The organism is Rhizobium sp. BK619, from assembly GCF_014195245.1.
GTDB lineage: Bacteria > Pseudomonadota > Alphaproteobacteria > Rhizobiales > Rhizobiaceae > Rhizobium > Rhizobium acidisoli.
This window is the reverse complement of the sequence record NZ_JACIBH010000001.1, coordinates 593,298-608,980: the sequence shown is the minus strand read 5'-3', so window position 1 is coordinate 608,980 and position 15,683 is coordinate 593,298. Positions and strand designations below refer to the sequence as shown.

Annotated in this window: 13 protein-coding genes and 2 pseudogenes; 8 read left to right on the top strand and 7 right to left on the bottom strand. The window is 58.9% G+C overall.

Going from position 1 to position 15,683, the window contains the following annotated elements:
* Positions 1-3: 3 nt before the first annotated feature.
* Both FHX14_RS33350 and FHX14_RS02865 read right to left on the bottom strand, forming a co-directional pair.
* Positions 4-255, bottom strand: a complete 252-nt coding sequence (locus FHX14_RS33350; protein WP_281414159.1) for an alpha/beta fold hydrolase — start codon at positions 253-255, stop codon at positions 4-6.
* A 12-nt stretch (positions 256-267) separates the two neighbouring features.
* The gene (locus tag FHX14_RS02865) at positions 268-1,320 is read right to left on the bottom strand and encodes an NAD(P)-dependent oxidoreductase (protein WP_184376055.1); all 1,053 of its coding nucleotides are present in this window, start codon (positions 1,318-1,320) and stop codon (positions 268-270) included.
* A gap of 54 nt (positions 1,321-1,374) precedes the next feature.
* On the opposite strand from FHX14_RS02865, the gene FHX14_RS02860 reads away from it, so the two are divergent.
* Positions 1,375-1,986, top strand: a complete 612-nt coding sequence (locus tag FHX14_RS02860) for a TetR/AcrR family transcriptional regulator (RefSeq protein ID WP_184376053.1) — start codon at positions 1,375-1,377, stop codon at positions 1,984-1,986.
* Between the two features lie 129 nt (positions 1,987-2,115).
* Here the strand turns inward: FHX14_RS02860 and FHX14_RS02855 are convergent, their stop codons facing one another.
* Positions 2,116-2,916 carry a helix-turn-helix transcriptional regulator gene (locus FHX14_RS02855; RefSeq protein ID WP_184376051.1) on the bottom strand — a complete coding sequence of 267 codons (801 nt, stop codon included), beginning with the start codon at positions 2,914-2,916 and terminating at the stop codon, positions 2,116-2,118.
* A gap of 74 nt (positions 2,917-2,990) precedes the next feature.
* Between FHX14_RS02855 and FHX14_RS02850 the strand changes: the two genes are divergently transcribed.
* On the top strand, positions 2,991-3,932 hold the full coding sequence (locus tag FHX14_RS02850; protein WP_184376049.1) for an NmrA family NAD(P)-binding protein: 942 nt from the start codon (positions 2,991-2,993) through the stop codon (positions 3,930-3,932).
* Between the two features lie 430 nt (positions 3,933-4,362).
* Positions 4,363-5,221: pseudogene (locus FHX14_RS02845) on the top strand (glycosyltransferase family 2 protein); the annotation flags it as partial.
* Between the two features lie 45 nt (positions 5,222-5,266).
* On the opposite strand, the gene FHX14_RS02840 reads toward FHX14_RS02845, so the two are convergent.
* A complete protein-coding gene (locus FHX14_RS02840) occupies positions 5,267-5,554 on the bottom strand; it encodes a DUF1236 domain-containing protein (protein ID WP_054184651.1) in 288 nt (95 codons plus the stop codon).
* Positions 5,555-5,793: 239 nt separating this feature from the next.
* Here FHX14_RS02840 and FHX14_RS02835 point away from each other — a divergent pair.
* From FHX14_RS02835 to FHX14_RS02815, 5 genes and pseudogenes are all read left to right on the top strand, one after another.
* A pseudogene (locus FHX14_RS02835) lies at positions 5,794-6,225 on the top strand (PAS domain S-box protein); the annotation flags it as partial.
* A 571-nt stretch (positions 6,226-6,796) separates the two neighbouring features.
* The gene (locus tag FHX14_RS02830; RefSeq protein ID WP_097625533.1) at positions 6,797-7,921 is read left to right on the top strand and encodes a sugar ABC transporter substrate-binding protein; all 1,125 of its coding nucleotides are present in this window, start codon (positions 6,797-6,799) and stop codon (positions 7,919-7,921) included.
* A gap of 82 nt (positions 7,922-8,003) precedes the next feature.
* Positions 8,004-9,557: a sugar ABC transporter ATP-binding protein gene (locus FHX14_RS02825; RefSeq protein ID WP_184376041.1), complete on the top strand. Its 1,554-nt coding sequence runs from the start codon at positions 8,004-8,006 to the stop codon at positions 9,555-9,557.
* Positions 9,554-10,534 (top strand): ABC transporter permease, encoded by a 981-nt coding sequence (locus FHX14_RS02820; RefSeq protein ID WP_184376038.1) that lies wholly within the window; start codon positions 9,554-9,556, stop codon positions 10,532-10,534. The genes FHX14_RS02825 and FHX14_RS02820 overlap by 4 nt, the downstream gene beginning before the upstream one ends.
* Positions 10,531-11,520, top strand: coding sequence for an ABC transporter permease (locus tag FHX14_RS02815; RefSeq protein WP_184376035.1), 990 nt, complete (start codon positions 10,531-10,533; stop codon positions 11,518-11,520). The genes FHX14_RS02820 and FHX14_RS02815 overlap by 4 nt, the downstream gene beginning before the upstream one ends.
* A gap of 354 nt (positions 11,521-11,874) precedes the next feature.
* Here FHX14_RS02815 and FHX14_RS02810 read toward each other — a convergent pair whose 3' ends face one another.
* The 3 genes from FHX14_RS02810 to FHX14_RS02800 form a co-directional block, all read right to left on the bottom strand.
* Positions 11,875-12,045 carry a DUF3606 domain-containing protein gene (locus FHX14_RS02810; RefSeq protein WP_184376033.1) on the bottom strand — a complete coding sequence of 57 codons (171 nt, stop codon included), beginning with the start codon at positions 12,043-12,045 and terminating at the stop codon, positions 11,875-11,877.
* 549 nt (positions 12,046-12,594) lie between these two features.
* Positions 12,595-14,697: an alpha-amylase family protein gene (locus FHX14_RS02805; RefSeq protein ID WP_184376030.1), complete on the bottom strand. Its 2,103-nt coding sequence runs from the start codon at positions 14,695-14,697 to the stop codon at positions 12,595-12,597.
* A 110-nt stretch (positions 14,698-14,807) separates the two neighbouring features.
* The gene (locus FHX14_RS02800) at positions 14,808-15,683 is read right to left on the bottom strand and encodes a 2-hydroxy-3-oxopropionate reductase (protein ID WP_184376026.1); all 876 of its coding nucleotides are present in this window, start codon (positions 15,681-15,683) and stop codon (positions 14,808-14,810) included.

The following is a 15,683-nucleotide window of genomic DNA, read 5'->3' as shown; positions in this document are numbered from 1 at the left end:
AAGTTACGCGGTTGAGGTTGGGGAATAGCTGTCGCCAAAACCCCTCATGTCGAGCGCGATCGCGCGGTACCCGTTTTCTGCGACAACTTGCATCTGGCTACGCCACGTTTCCACCGTGTCTGGAAAACCGTGCAAGAAAAGCACGACTGGACCACGCCCTTGGTGAACGACATGAAATGAGGCACCGTTAACCTCAATTTCTGAATGGTGTACGGGATGATCAGCGGCGGCTGATACTTTATTAGGACAATTCATTTTTGCTCCAATTTATGCTTGATCCGAATCTTGTTGCGCGTGTTTGATCGGTTCAAATTCCATGACTTCTCCACCTGAGGCGCCAAGCCGATCAAAGTATGTGGAATGGTCGATGAGCTGGGCCGGGAAGTAGAGGCCCGGTCGAGGCGGTTCGCCTGCGAGACCAGCCAGGCGTTCAAGAACGAGCGCAACACCCAAACCCGTTAGCGGCATCTGACCACCGGGGTGAACGATCGCGTGACGTTTCTGAAGCGGCTGCCCGGCGTGATCCAGGCCCGAAAGGTTTATGATGATTTCGGTCGATACCGGCCCGCCATTCCGGCGAGCGGAGCTCATTCCAATGGCCAAGTCGAACCGAATATCAGGCGCGCCGGTTGCGTTTGCCAACAACAGGATATCGTTCGGCGAAAACACGTTCGCGTCCAACGCAGTGCCGTCGATTGCGCGAACCTTTGACTTAGTTTCGTCCCCATGGCACCACCGCCATGCGCCAGCCGTTCTCATAAGAGCAGCAGCACCCGCATGCATCTGGCGCTCAAAATCAGCATTTGCTGCAGGTCCGAACGCATCTTGCTCGTCGAGCACGGCCTCGATGTGAATGTTATGCAACCGACCAAATTGTTGGGCGAACAAGAGCGAAGGTACGCTTGTCGCACCAACGAGCCACTCTGTACCAAGGACGACAGGCGCGGCAGCGGGCTTTTGCATGAAAGATGCAGCCTCCAGACCCAGCTCGCTAATGCTTGGTGAGATGTTGATGTGCCCCGCGCTCTTTTGCTGAGCCCAGCGGAGAGCTGCTCCCGTTGCATCGCTAAACAGCGTTGCGACCGCCGAGACACGTTGCTCGCCTAGCCCCAAGTCAGAGGCAGTGAGGTCCACGACCACCGCAGACGCGCCGTCGAAAGCTGCTGCTGCTCGTACCGCGCGTTGTTCGTCCCGACCGCCAATGAGGATTGGTACATCAGGATGTTGGACACGCAAGAAGCGTGTAGCCCAGCGCCCGACCTCACCGGCGCCGCCAATAATCAGTATTGGGTTTTGCACACTTCCAGAAGCTTGTAACATCGCGATACCTATGTTTTACTGATACCTACTCATAGTAGGTTACTAAAAGTAGGTATGCAAGTGGAGAAACCGAAAGCCGCCGTCGACAACAGGACCGCAGGTCGTCTTTCGAAGCCTGAGCGGCGTCAGCAACTGCTGGAGACGGCCCGCCTGATCGTCCGGGAGGAAGGTGCTGACCGGCTGACATTAGGCCACCTGGCAGTGCGGGCCGGCGTTTCCAAACCTGTGACTTACGAGCATTTCGAGACCAGAACGCGTCTTTTGATTGAGCTCTATCGTTGGATAGACACCGAACGCATTACCGCGTTTCGCACGCTTATGGCTCAGGAAAATCGACCGGCGAAAGAGACTGTTTCGGCTTTGGCTAAAACCTATCTAGCTTGCGGAACCGACCAAGGTGACGAATTTCATGCTGTCGGCGCGGCGCTCGCAGGAAGCGAGGAAAGAGCGGGCGTATACCAGAGGTTAGTCGACGCAGTGGCCGAGATGTTCGTGGAAGTTCTACGACCTCATTCAAGCGGTCGGCTGGAATCGCTGGCACTGGCATGCGAGGCATTGGTTGCGGCAGGAGACGCCCTGACAGGCGCCGTTACACGCGGCAATTGCTCCGCTGCTGAGGCAGAGGAGGTATATGTAAACCTCATTGAGGCCGTGACCAAGTGCTGATTGCCACTGAGGGGTCTAGGATCTTCGGCGGTTAACGCCGAGGTGTAGTCTCGATATCGCAATTAAGTCGTGCGGTCTCAGCACGTGCCGCAGGCCGACCGGCGCTGCCGAAATTGGCCATTCGGCAAATCAGCTCGCAAAGTAGTGCCTGGGTGTTTTGCCTAAGGCCTTCTTGAACATGACGATGAAAGCCGTCGGCGACTCGTAGCCCAAGTCGCTGGACACCCTCTGGACCGTCGCGCCGCTGGCCAGTTCGCGCAACGCGATGACCAAGTGCAGTTGCCGCCGCCATCGGCCGAAAGTCAATCCCGTTTCCTGGACCATCAGCCGCTTCAGGGATCGCTCACTCATGGCAACGTGTGCCGCCCAATCGACCAGGGTGCGACGGTCGCTCGGCTCTGCCATCAGTGCAGCGGTGATCGCGGCGATTTTGGGATGGCTGGATGCGGGTAACTCCAGCCCCTGTATCGGCATTTGCGCGAGTTCATCCAGCAAGACCCGCACCATTCGGCCTACATGGTCGTCTGGAGCAGAATTGACCGGTACATCCGCCAGTCGGAGGATCATCTCCCGGAGCATCGGCGACACAGAGAGCGTGCAGCACACCTGAGGCAGCTTGGCAGCGTCGGGTTGAACGAACAAATAGGACAGGCATGCGTTGGACGTGACCTGGTTGCTGTGGGGCACGCCGCCGGGTATCCAGACCCCGCGGTCCGGCGGGACAATCCAGATGCCATTCTCCGTTCTGCATGTGACGGCCCCGTGCAGCGCCAAGATGAGCTGCCCTTCCTTGTGCTGGTGCTGGGGCACTTCAGCCTCATAGTCACGGAAGTCGAGACGGACGGCGAAGGCCGGACGATCCGACCGGTCGGGCTCAATGTCGTCGTAGCAGGAACGGCGTTTTGCGGATTGGCCCGATTTGGAGATCATTTGGCATTATCTCTAAATTCGTACGCACCGCAATAGTCTACTCTTTGGTAATCAACAACCGAATGGAGACTTTCATGCGAATTTCTGTCGTCGGCGCCACGGGACGAATTGGCGCCAAGCTGACTCGGAACTTACTGAAGGCCGGGCACCAGGTCAGAGCACTGTCGAGAGGTGGCCCAGCGCTTGACGCACTGGTCGAGCTTGGAGCAGAGCCATACCTTGGAAGCTTTGACACAGGAGCGGGAGACCTCGACCAATTTTTCCAGGGCGCAGATGCTGCCTTCCTGATGGTGAAGACCGATTGGAACAACATCGCGGGACACTACCCCGCCGTTGCCCAGCGCTTTGTCGATGCGCTCGAAACGTCCTCCGTCAAACTGGCCGTAAGCCTGACGGCCATGGGTTCGGACGTGAAAGGGAAGACGGGTCATTTCGAGTGCTTCAACGATCTGGACGAAAAACTCAACGAGCTCCTCAATATCGATCTGGTCCACTTGCGCGCCGGCTGGTTCATGGACGACGTGTCGGCGTGGACGGCCCCGGTTGCCAAATACGGTCGAATTGCCTGGTTCTGCAAACCTGATTTGAAGATGCCCTGGGTGGCAACCGACGACATCGCTTGGCTGGCGGCGAAGGAACTGACCAATCCGAGGGGCAGACACCGCGTCTATCTCGAAGTCGGCTCGCAAGATGTCTCGATGAACGAACTGGCGGTAATCATTGGCAGGGAGATCGGCAGGCCGGTGGAGTACCGATACATCGAGACGACCCGCAAAGACGTGGAAGCTGAATTTCTGGCGCGGTTTGGAACGTCGGAGAAATGGCACGACGACACCCTGAGCGCCGACGCTTTGAACAATGGCATCGTAAGGTTCCATGGGGAGCACGAGGATCGTCCGAAATTGCCCACGACGATGGAGATGTTCATTGGTCATGTTTGGAAGCCGCGTTACCTGGATGCGGTCAGATCCGGAAACCAACGGGAGACGTTTTTCATGTGGGCCGCCAGAGACTAGCTGTCCGTCATGGCGGCTCTTTTGAGCTGTCCCAGCAATCTCGAGTCTTTATTGGACGCTGCCGCAATTTAATCATTTGCGGTAGTCATACGACCGCAATTGGCGCAGAGGGCTACCAAGCTATTCCATATGGGGTCGGAGCACCTCTTCGATCCATATGAACGCTCGGACACGGCGTGAGAGGTTTTGGCGCAGACGTTCGCCGCGATTGCCCGGATTGACCACCAAGGATCATGAGCCGTCGTGGTCAGCTTGGCTGAAACGTTGTTCTACGTGCCGTCGTCGTATCGTGCCATAAGATCAAGCATTTTCGCCAGCCCTGAGCCGCGCTGTGGTCGCGCTAAGGTTTTGCCTGGCTTCTTGTCGGGAGACAGCGTAGCCGTACGGTACGCCTTCCTCCACGCCCCGTGGAATGAGGATATCGAGCTCGATCTCCTTCAGGAGAGACGCTGACGATCTCTGGCACCCCACGAAAATCGAAAAGCAGGTGAACGCTCTTACGCGCTTGTCCTCGCGATGGGTTGCGGTCTACGCGCTGCACTACGTCATTAACGAGGACGACGACATCATTCTCCCTGGGGGTTCCGATGTCGCAAGAGGGTATATCTATGCCCGGCATCTGAACCTTAAGTATATAGGCAATGGAAGCGCGCTTCTCGTCCGTCGGGACGTTGCGCTTGAGATCGGTGGGTTTGATAGCTCGTATGCAGCAGCCGGAATTGGAGGCTGCGAAGACCTCGATTTCGAACTCTAGCTGGCCGCTCGCTACTTCATCGAAGTCGTTCCGGAACGGCTGGTGGGATATCGAAAGGATCCCGGCGGCATGTCGTACAATCACCTGCGAATGGGCAAAAGTGCCTTGGAGGTCGTCAGGCGTTCGTTGGCCGCAAACCCGGTTCTCCCCGATACGTGATCGGAAGTGCAATTGACGCCACTCGCAAATACGCGTTTTGGGAATTCCGACAAACTCGGCGAGCTTATTTGTCGCTTGTGACCATTTTGCCGATATTGCGAAGCGACCCGCAGTTCGTGGTTCGGCTTCTTCGCGAGAACATTCTCCGTGTGATGCGATACCTTCGTGCCGCGTCGGTCATATCAATCGGTGAAGAATCACTGCGAATGAACAGTGCGAAGTTCGACGATAAGGTTGTGCCTTCGTTTCAGGACTGCCCCAGCGAGACGCCGCGGTTTCGACCTCAACTGATGCGACTGGCTGCGTGGATGCAAGTCTGGTTTCAACTCTTGCACCCCGAGTGGAAGAGATGGTGATGAGGAGGAAGGTGGAATGATGGAGGAACCGCGGGCCATGGAAGCCGGCCCGCGATTCATTCATGCTATTGGACGACTTCAATTACCGCGCGGGTCTTCGGATTAACGAGCACGCGCTTTTTGTTGACAACCACATAACCGTAATCAGGTTGATCGGGGATTGTGTGGATTTCGACCGTGTCAGGAAGCGCCGTACCGACCGTGACGTCACCGTCAAACGTGACGGATGGCGTTTCCTGTTTCATGACGTAGGTTTTGACCTCGCCGGGAACGACGACCGTCGTCGTCTGCGCGACGGCCGCTCCGCCGAGTGCCAGAAACAGCGACGCCGCAGAGATGACCAGTATTTTCATGTTATCCTCCAGGATCTTGAGTGTCACGGCAAAACGCTACCGGCAGGATATGGTTCCTCCGTTACACGGAATGTCGCAGGTATTCGGACACCCTGCAGGGTACCTTTGCCAGCATGATCTGCAGAATGTCCGATAGCTGAGCGGAGACCGCGTTCGAGGGAACGGCCTTGATGGCAATAGGGCGATGTCCGGTATAGTGTTGAGAACGTCATCAGCTCGTGGTGGATCAGGCGTATAACATGATCATGAACCCTTTTTCCACTTCCAGCCGTGCCCGAGAACGCTTTCTCGAAGCTATCCTCCAGAGTGCCATCGAATATGCGATCATCTCCGTCGATCTCGATCACAAGGCGACCACATGGAATGAAGGTGTGCGCCGGATCCTCGGATGGGACGAGGCCGAAGTCATCGGCGAGCCCATCGGCGTAATCTTTACGCCGGCGGACCGGGAGACGGGGGTACCTCTGCGAGAGATGACCGCGGATTTGGCCGAGGGCCATGCAGATGACGAAAGATGGCACATTCGAAAGGACGGTTCTTTATTCTGGGCATCAGGTCAGTTGATGGCGCTGAGGTCGGATGACGGCGAACTCGAAGGTTTCCTGAAGATACTCAGGGATCGAACTGAGCAGCGAGAAAATGAGCAACAGCAGCGCGTCCTAATGCACGAGCAGTCAGTCTCCATGTCGGACTGCTCGAACTGAAGGGCCGACCAACAGCCTCACCCACTGCATCCGTTCGTAACGCAGCAGTTTGCTAAACGATGTGCCTGCGCGCGCAAGTTTTGGCAGGATGGGCGACTCAGACAGGCCGAGTGCTGTGGCAACCGCTGGCGAAAATGGTTGTTCGGCATCACGATGCAACCGGCTGGTCGCGGGACGTCGCGATCGCGGGCAATTTCGTTGCTACGACAAGCTCCAGTGCACCACGGCATCGTGTGAAGTCAATTCGTGGCGGCAAAAGAGCAGCTTCAGGACAGGCCTCGGCGACCCTATCTTCTCCGGATGAGCTTGAGAATCCGCGTTAATCAGGTCATTGCGTGCTTCTTTACAATCATAATTGGCAGCGCTAACATCGACTGCTTGACGCCCTCGGGAGGAACCCATCCGGCGTCATTTGGATAGCGTATCGACATGCACTGCCGGACCGGCAACCGACTGCAGAACAAACTGCAGCGGACAGTCGATGATACCGACACCCATTCGATGCCGATCCGAACATGGCAACAAATGGGAGGATTCGATGTACAAGACATTGGTCGGCGGCCTTCTCGCCGCGGCTGCATTTACGCTTTCCCACTCCACGGCTCTTGCCCAACCGGAAATTGTCAGCGGGCCTGCGGCCGAGGCTGACTGCTTCGCGCCGTGGGCGGCGGATACCAAGTTCTTCAAATTTCCGAAAAAAGACGGGCCTTATCGCATCGCGCTCGCCAATGGTTATATCGCCAACACCTGGCGCATTCAGATGATCCAGACGGCGAAAGCCTATGCCGCTCAGCCGGATGTCGCCGCCAAACTCAAGGAGTTCAAGGTCGTTTCCACCGGTGAGGACGTGCCGGCGCAGATTTCGGCGATCAACAACTTCATCGATTCCGGTTACGACGCCATCGTCGTCAATGCCCAGAATCCGACGGCATTTGGACCGGTCATCAAGCGCGCAAAGCAGGCCGGCGTCGTCCTGGTCGCCTTCGACAATATTCTGGATACACAAGACGCAATCAACGTCAACGTCGACCAGAAGGGCCTTGGCGTGTTGTGGGCGAACTGGCTAGCAAAGCACCTGCCTGACGGCGGCAAAGTTCTCGAGGTGCGCGGGGTTGCCGGAACGTCAGTTGATACCGACCGCCACAACGGCATACACGAAACCTTGGATGCCACCGGCAAGAAGTGGGATGTCGTCGAAGTGCTCGGCAAGTGGGACGACCCGACGGCACAGAAGGCCACCGCCGACGCGATAGCCGTGCACAAGAAGTTCGACGGCATCACCGCGCAGGGCGGCGATACCGGCGTCGTGCAAGCAATGATCGATGCCAAACATCCGTTCGTGCCTTTCGGTGGCGAAACGGAAAACGGCTTCCGCAAGTTCTGCGCCAAATATGCTGGCGAAGGCCTGAAATGCTCCTCGGCCGGCACCGGGCCTGCCCAGGTGGCGGTTGCCATCAAGACGGCGATCGCAGCACTTGAAGGACAGGTCGTGCCGCAGTCCATCAAGTTGCCGTTGGCAATCGTCGAGGACCCGAACTTCAAGGAGGGCCAGGACTTCTATCCGGATCAGTCGGACAATTTCTTCGTCGGCAACGCTTTTCCGACCTGCGGCATCAATTTCACCGCACAGGAGATCATGGGGCAGTCGAAGGAAAACCAATAGGCGGGGGTCCAACCAGATCGCTTGATCGGCGTGCCGCGGCTCTGCCCGCGGCGCGCGAGAAACACCTGCCCCGAGGACATTCATGACGGCACCAGAAAAACCGGCGGCAACCCCGCTTTTTGAGTTGAGCGGTGTATCGAAGCGTTACGGCGGCGTACATGCGTTAGAAAACGCCAAACTCACCGTGGATGCCGGGAAAATCCACGCTATTCTCGGCGAGAACGGCGCGGGAAAATCCACGCTGATCAAGATCATGGCCGGCGTCGTCGCGCCGGATGAAGGCCGCATGCTGCTCGACGGGCATCCGGTAACCTTCCGCTCCCCGGCCGAGGCTTCAGCCGCCGGCGTCACCTGCGTATTTCAGGAACTCTCGCTGATCCCGGACCTCAGCGTTGCCGACAACATCTCTATCGCCACTCCGCCGCGCCGTTTCGGCCTGATTGACCGCAAGGCGCAACGCGTCATCGCCGAGGAGATGCTCGCGCGGGCAGGCGCCAGCGACATTCATCCGCGAGAGCTGGTCAAGGACCTGCCGCTCTCGCGCCGACAACTGGTGGAGATCGCCAAGGCGCTCGCCTGGAAACCGCGCATTCTCATTCTTGACGAAGGAACGTCGGCACTGACGGCAGCCGATGTCGCCGGGGTCTTCGCCGTTTTGCGGCGGCTCAGGTCCGAAGGGCTGGCACTCCTTTACATTTCTCATCGCATGCAGGAGATCGCCGAATTGGCGGATCAATGCACGGTCTTGCGCAACGGCCGCAATGTGGCGAGTTTCCCGGCAGCCACGCACAGCGATGGCGAGATCGTCGAAATGATGATCGGTCGGGAATACAGCCGCGCCTTTCCGCCGAAACCGGAACGAGTTACGAAGGATGAAGTCCGTCCGGTCCTGGAATGCCGCAACCTCGGCTGGGCGGATACGCTGCACGACATTTCGCTTACCGTCGGTCGTGGTGAAGTCGTCGGCCTTGGAGGCCTGGATGGACAAGGGCAGCGCGAGCTGCTGCTTGCGCTCTTCGGCGTCCTGCGCGGGACCACAGGTTCCGTCCTTGTCGACGGTAAGGCAGTTACGCTTGCAAGCCCGGCAGCGGCAAAATCCGAACAAATAGGCATGGCGCTTATCCCAGAGGACCGCAAGACGGAAGGCTTAATGCTGCCGATGACGGTCCGGGAAAATCTATCCTTTGCGGTACTGGACCGGGTGTCCAGAGCGTGGGTGATAGATCAGGAAAAGGAAGAACGGCTGATCGAGGAGATGGTACAGCTACTCGCGATCAAGACGGCAGGTCTTGACATCCCGGTCGGAGCGCTCTCCGGTGGCAACCAACAGAAGGTCGTCATCGCCAAGTGGCTGATGCGCAAGCCGCGGATCATTCTGCTCAACGATCCGACACGCGGCATCGATGTCGGCACCAAGCAGGAGATCTATCAGTTGCTGCGGCGCTTAGCCGAAGCGGGAGCAGCCATACTCTTTTATTCGACGGATTACGGCGAGTTGATCGGCTGCTGCGATCGCGTTCTCGTCTTCTACAACGGCAGCATCAGACGCGAATTGAAGGGCGACGGCATCACCGAGCATGCGCTGGTGGCGAGCGCACTAAATGTCGGTAGCGAGAATGTGGGGAGCGCGGCATGAAGGAGTGGCGTTACCGGTTGGGCGAACGGCGCGGCACGGTGATGGCAGCCGGCATATTCGTCGTCATGTTTGCAATCTACGTCTCCAATCATCCCGCCGGACTGACGGCTAATGTCGTCCAGACCGCGGCGAACAAGGGCGTGCTGCTTGCCTTCGTCGCGATGGCTCAGACGTTGGTGGTGATCACCGCCGGCATCGACCTGTCGGTCGGCATGATCTTCATCCTGACCAATGCACTGGCTTCCTGGCTCGTGCTCGGCTCGCCGCTTGAAACTGCCCTTGGCGTGATGGCCGTCCTGGCAACCGGTCTTGCCTGCGGCGCGCTCAACGGCCTGATCGTCATCTATGGACGATTGCAGCCGATCGTTGCCACGATCGCCACCGGCGCTGTGTTCTTCGGCATCGCCCTCCTGCTGCGACCCTTTCCCGGCGGATCGGTCAACGAGGAACTGGCAGACGTCATGACCGGCAAGGTCTTCGACCTTTTCCCGGCCAGCATTGTCGCTCTCATCGCCGTCGTTCTTGTCATATGGGTACCGTTCAGCCGCTCCCTGATCGGGCGGGCAGCCTATGCCTCTGGTTCATCGGAGATCGCGGCTTATATGTCCGGCCTGCCCATCCGCCGCGCGAAATTTACCGCCTATGCGCTCGCTGGTCTTCTTGCGTCGATTGGCGGGCTCTTCCTCACCTTCTTCACCTTCACCGGCGAGGCAGCCTTTGCGAGTGGCAATGCCTATACACTGTTCTCAATCGCTTCGGTGGTGCTCGGCGGCGTATCCCTGTTCGGCGGCAAAGGCAGCGCGATCGGCGCAATCTTCGGAGCCCTCGCCTTCCGGACCATCGGCGACCTCCTCTTCGTCTTCGATTTCGATCCGCTGTGGCAGCCGCTGTTCCAGGGTGTGGTGCTGCTCGTCGCGGTGAGCCTTGGCGCGTTCGCATTGTTCCGTGTGCGCAATCGCCTGGAATGGTTCGGATGAACGACCTAATGCGAGAACACTCAGTGACCCGGCTTTCCAAGTTCATGCATCGGCTGGACCCGGCCATCGCCACCGCCTTCGCCTGCATTTTCCTGCTGCTCATCATCGGCAGTTTCTATTCGGCGAGTTTCCTGTCGCCGGAATATCTCCTCCAGCAGTTGAAGGTCGCATCCTTCCTTGGCGTCATCGCCACAGGCATGATGATCGTCGTGCTGCTCGGCCAGATCGATCTTTCCGTACCGTGGTCTGTCGCCGTCGGCGGAATGATGGCGTGCGCGGCTGCCGCTTACGGCCCACTCGGCGAGGCTCTGGCCATTCCCTTCGGCATTGCCTGCGGCATGGCGATCGGGCTCGCCAACGGGATCGGCGTCGCCTATTTGCGCATCCCCTCGATGATAATCACCCTGGCGACCAACGCCGTCGCGCAAGGACTGATGGTCGTCTATACTGGCGGCTTCTCGCCGCAGGATTCGGCAACATTTGCGATGCGCTATCTAGCAACCGGCTTCCTTCTGCCCGGGCTACCCAATGGCGTTCTCATCTGGGCGGTCCTCGGCGCCGCAACGGTCTTCGTCCTTAACCGCACGACATTTGGCCGGTCCGTCTATGGTATCGGCAATCGGGAGGGTGCCGCCTATCTTTCCGGTATCAATACCCGCCGGATCGTCATGATGGCCTTCATTGCCTCAGGGGCGCTGAGCGCCTTCGGAGGTGCCCTGCTTGCTGGCTATGCATCGAAAGCGGCGCAGTCCATGGGCGATGCTTATCTCCTGCCCTCGATCGCCGCCGTCGTGCTCGGCGGAACCTCCATTCTCGGCGGCAAGGGCTCCTATCTCGGCACCGTTGCCGGCGTAATCCTGATTACGCTGCTGCAATCGATCCTCTCCGTCATGCAGATGCCGGAGGCAGGGCGGCAGATCATCTATGGCGTCGTCATCATCGCCATGCTTTTGCTTTACGGCCGCAGCCCAGCCAACCGGCAATAGCGCGCCTGCTACTGCAACGCCGGATCAAAATCGCAGGACCACCGCACCGCCCGTCAGTCCAGCACCCGCCGGGCAGAAGGAGCGTTTCTCCTGAACAAACTGAGACCAATGATTTGGCGGTCGTGAAGCTCACGGCTGGCGAGGCACTAAAACCGCTGGCATTCCGAAAGTCTGCAACAAGCTCGGCGAGGATATTGTCGCGGTGGGGGACGATACGGGTAATGCCGAGAGACTTCACAGAGGCGTTGACGCGAGCCTCGTTGGCGACGTCCATGTGCGGAAAGCTCCTGCTTCAACGGGGCGAGGTAATAGACCGCCGGTTGATTGGCCTCGAAAGGTGAAATTGGTAGCAGATCAGTGCCGGACGATTTCGGCTTCGACCTTCTTGCGTGAGTTTCCGCCGCTCTTGACGGTATCCTTGAAGACGCCTTCCTTCTTCGCTTCATATTTCACCTCGTGATCCTGGCCGCCGGCGACGCGGGCGCGATCCTGTGTGCGGCCTCGAGATGTCTGTTTCTTTGCCATCGGGTTCTCCCTTGATGAAGGTGCGCGAGAGAAACTCGCCACGATTTCTGTGCTTCCCCGGAAACGCGCATGTCCGTTATGCTCGCCTTCAAGCGACGGCCGAACCAGCTATGCTTGTCGGACAAAGGGATCAGGGGCGATACTGTACCCATGGACACTGGAGCGCGATAGGTGGGAACCACGCGGTGATCTCGATACCGTCGACGCCTTGACCAAGGTCCTCAGCACCGAGGAACTGCCAGGGAGTCACGCCTCCGGATTGGGTGGTGATGACGCTTCAAATCGATGAAGACGATGACGGTGTTGCCACTCAAGCCTCGTCCCTCGGATGGAGGCTCCGCGTGAAGCGGTTGGCGCAGATTTGCTCAACCACCAGGATAAGGTCTCCACCAGAGTTCATCGGCGATGAAGAACTCGTCCTCTACGACGAGGACCTTGTCTCGCCTCCGGATCTCGGGTCGACATTATCGCTCACATCGTCTCACATCGGGATTTTGATCGTAGCCTGCCTGCATCCGTCCGGCCCAGTTCAATATCGTTCACTGCTGACTACGATAGCGGCAGGATCAGCACGTCTCGCGCCGGCACTTCGAGCCGGTCTGCATCATAAGCAAATTCAGGCGGCCAGACGGCCTTCGCGCCCGAGAGCTTTCCTTCAGCAAGGCTGACTGATGTTGTCTGGTTCTTGCGTGTCGGGTTGACCAGCCATAGGAAGCTTGCGCTCTCCCCCCTGTGGATGCGAGCAAAGATCGCTTCATTCGATAAGGTTACGTGCCGCGTCCTGGCGCTCCAGGCCACAAGCCCGGCAAAAAAAGCGGCATTGCACCTACCGTCCGTGCGATAGAAGGCGACAGAGGGATTGGTTCCGATAAGCAAGGTGCGGCCCTTGCCAAAGCGACTTTCGACGACTGCAAGGCGCCCATCGTCGAAATAGCCGCGCCCCATGCCGTTTGTCAGGCGGTAAGATTGCAGCAGACCTCCGCCATCGACGGCTATGTCGCCGACCTTGAAACGGATACGGTGGCCGATGTCGGGCATGAATTCAACGTCTTCCTCGCGCACTCCGAAGACCTCATCGAGCCCCAGATTAGGCTGCACCTGGCCGACATGACCACGGTCGCCGAAGTAGCCGGGGCAGGCTTCGGAAATGAGCGTGCCGCCTTTCTCCACCCAGGTTTTCAGGCGTACCGCCTGTTCGGCGGTGAACATGATCGGGTAAGGGAAATAGAGAAAGTCATAGGAGTCGATATCGTCGATGTGGACCCAATCCGGTTGCAGACCCTGTTCGAGGAAGGCGCGGTAAGCGCCCCACATGGCTTCGGGATAGGGCTTTTCCTTGCGGTCATAGTTCAACAGGTAATCCCATTCCTGCGTTTCGCGAACGACGAGGATGCCCACCTCGCCACGCACCGGCTTGGCTTCCCAAAGCACTGCCTGCGCCGGATCGTTCGCCCATTTCGCCATTATACTCTGCATGTCCGAACGTGGCGTGCGGCTACCGTCCATGCCATAGGCGCCGAAGGCGCCGAAGAGCGGTCCGTCGAGCAGCGGACGCCAGCGCAAGTTCAGCACGCCGCGCGCGCCGCCGGCAAAGGAAGTCATACTCCAGATCCGGATGTCCTCGGGCTCGGCGACGCGGCCGTCCTCCTTGTCCCGGCCGATCACCTGCGGCTGCAGCCAGAGCGGACCGCCCTGACGCTCCGCATGCCAGAAGGGTTTGCCGCGGGCGGCGGCTCGGTTAATGTCGACCCCGTACCAAGTCTTCCACGGCTCGGTACCCTTGCGGGCCTGGATCCAGGTGAAACCGTAGATTTCGACCTTGGAAGCGGCGAGCCAGTCGTCGCAGCCATTGGCGACCATGTTCGGGATCGAGCCGGAGATGCCGTGGGCGGCAATGACGTTCTTCTGGTCGACCGCGCGGATCGTATCGACGCGCCATTGCATCTGATTATAGAAATTGTCGCGCTTGAACTGCAGCCAGTCGATGCATTCCGGATAGGGCGCCATGTGGACCGGCGGCTCGATATCCTCCCATTCGGCATAGCTGTAGCGGTGCCAGGCTTTGGCGAGAACTTTCAAGCTGCCGTATTTCTTCTCCAGCCATCTGCGGAAGGCGGCTTTGGCATAGCTGCTGTAATCGACGTCGGCGGAATAGTTGCACTCATTCCAGACGTCGTAGCCATAAATCGCCGGATGGTCCTTGTAACGGGTGGCAAGCGCGGTCAAAAAATTGCCGGCCGCTTCCTTCACTTCCGGGCAATTCAGCGTCAGCGCACCGGCGCCGCCGCCATTGTTGGAAAAGCCGCCAGTTGCCGCCGATACACCCATGGAGGAGCCGAGCTTGGTGCCGTCGGCATTGACCTGCAGCGCATCGGCATATTTGCGGACGGCCCAATCCGGCACCGCATGAATGAGCTCAGCGATAATCGTCTTGATGCCGTTTTGGGCGGCAAGATCGAGCTGGCGGTCATATTCTTCCCAGTCGTAGACGCCGGGGGCGACTTCGATGGCGCTCCACATGAACCAGTGGCGGAAGATGTTCAGGCCGTCTTCGCCAGCGGTGGTGTAGTCGCGTTCCCAGTCGTCGCGCGGCGGATTGGACTTGCGGAAATAGACGGCGCCATAAGGGAATTGGATATCGTTTCTGAGCATTGTCCTGTCCTTCTCTATCGATGTCCGGACATGGCTTCGCCATCCGGAAAAAAAGGGCTCCGGTGGAAGGCAATCGAAGATGTCGCCCGGGTGTTCTAGGTGGTCTTGATCTAGCGCGGCCCTCCGGCGAGGAGCTCGAGCGTGCGGATAAGGGCGGAATGGTCGCGTTCACCGTCGCCATTTGCAACAGCGGCATTCATGAGTTGCTGTGTGGCAGCCGTGTTCGGCAAGGACAGATCAAGCGCGCGGGCGGCATCGACGGCCAGCGTCATGTCCTTGCGATGCAATCGGATACGGAAGCCGGGGTCGAAGGTCTCCTTGACCATGCGCTCGCCGTGAACTTCGAGAATGCGCGAGGCGGCAAATCCGCCCATCAAGGCTGCGCGCACCTTGGCCGGATCGGCGCCGGCGCGTTTGGCAAAGAGCAGCGCTTCGGAGACGGCTTCGATCGTCAGCCCGACGATGATCTGGTTGGCGAGCTTGGCGGTCTGGCCATCGCCGACGCCGCCGACCAGCGTGATATTCTTGCCCATCTTTTCGAAGAGTGGCCTGGCTTGCTCGAAAGCCTCATCCTTGCCGCCGGCCATAATCGTCAGCGAAGCGGCCTTGGCGCCGACTTCGCCGCCGGAGACCGGAGCATCGACATAGTCGCAGCCGAGTGCTTCGATGCGCCTGGCAAAGTCCTTGGTGGCGACGGGCGAGATCGAACTCATGTCGATGACGAGCTTGCCCGAGGAAAGGCCAGAGGTCATTCCATTCTCACCGAAGAGCACGGCTTCGACGTCAGGCGTATCCGGCAGCATCAGAATGGTGATGTCTGAGGCCTCGGCAACAGCCTTGGCAGTGTGGACAGCCCTGCCGCCCTTGGTGACGAGGTGCTGCGAGGGGTCCTTCACACGGCTCAGATGCAGCGTGTGGCCGGCATCGATCAGGTGCTCCGCCATCGGGCGGCCCATGACGCCCAGTCCGATAAAACCGATATTCAT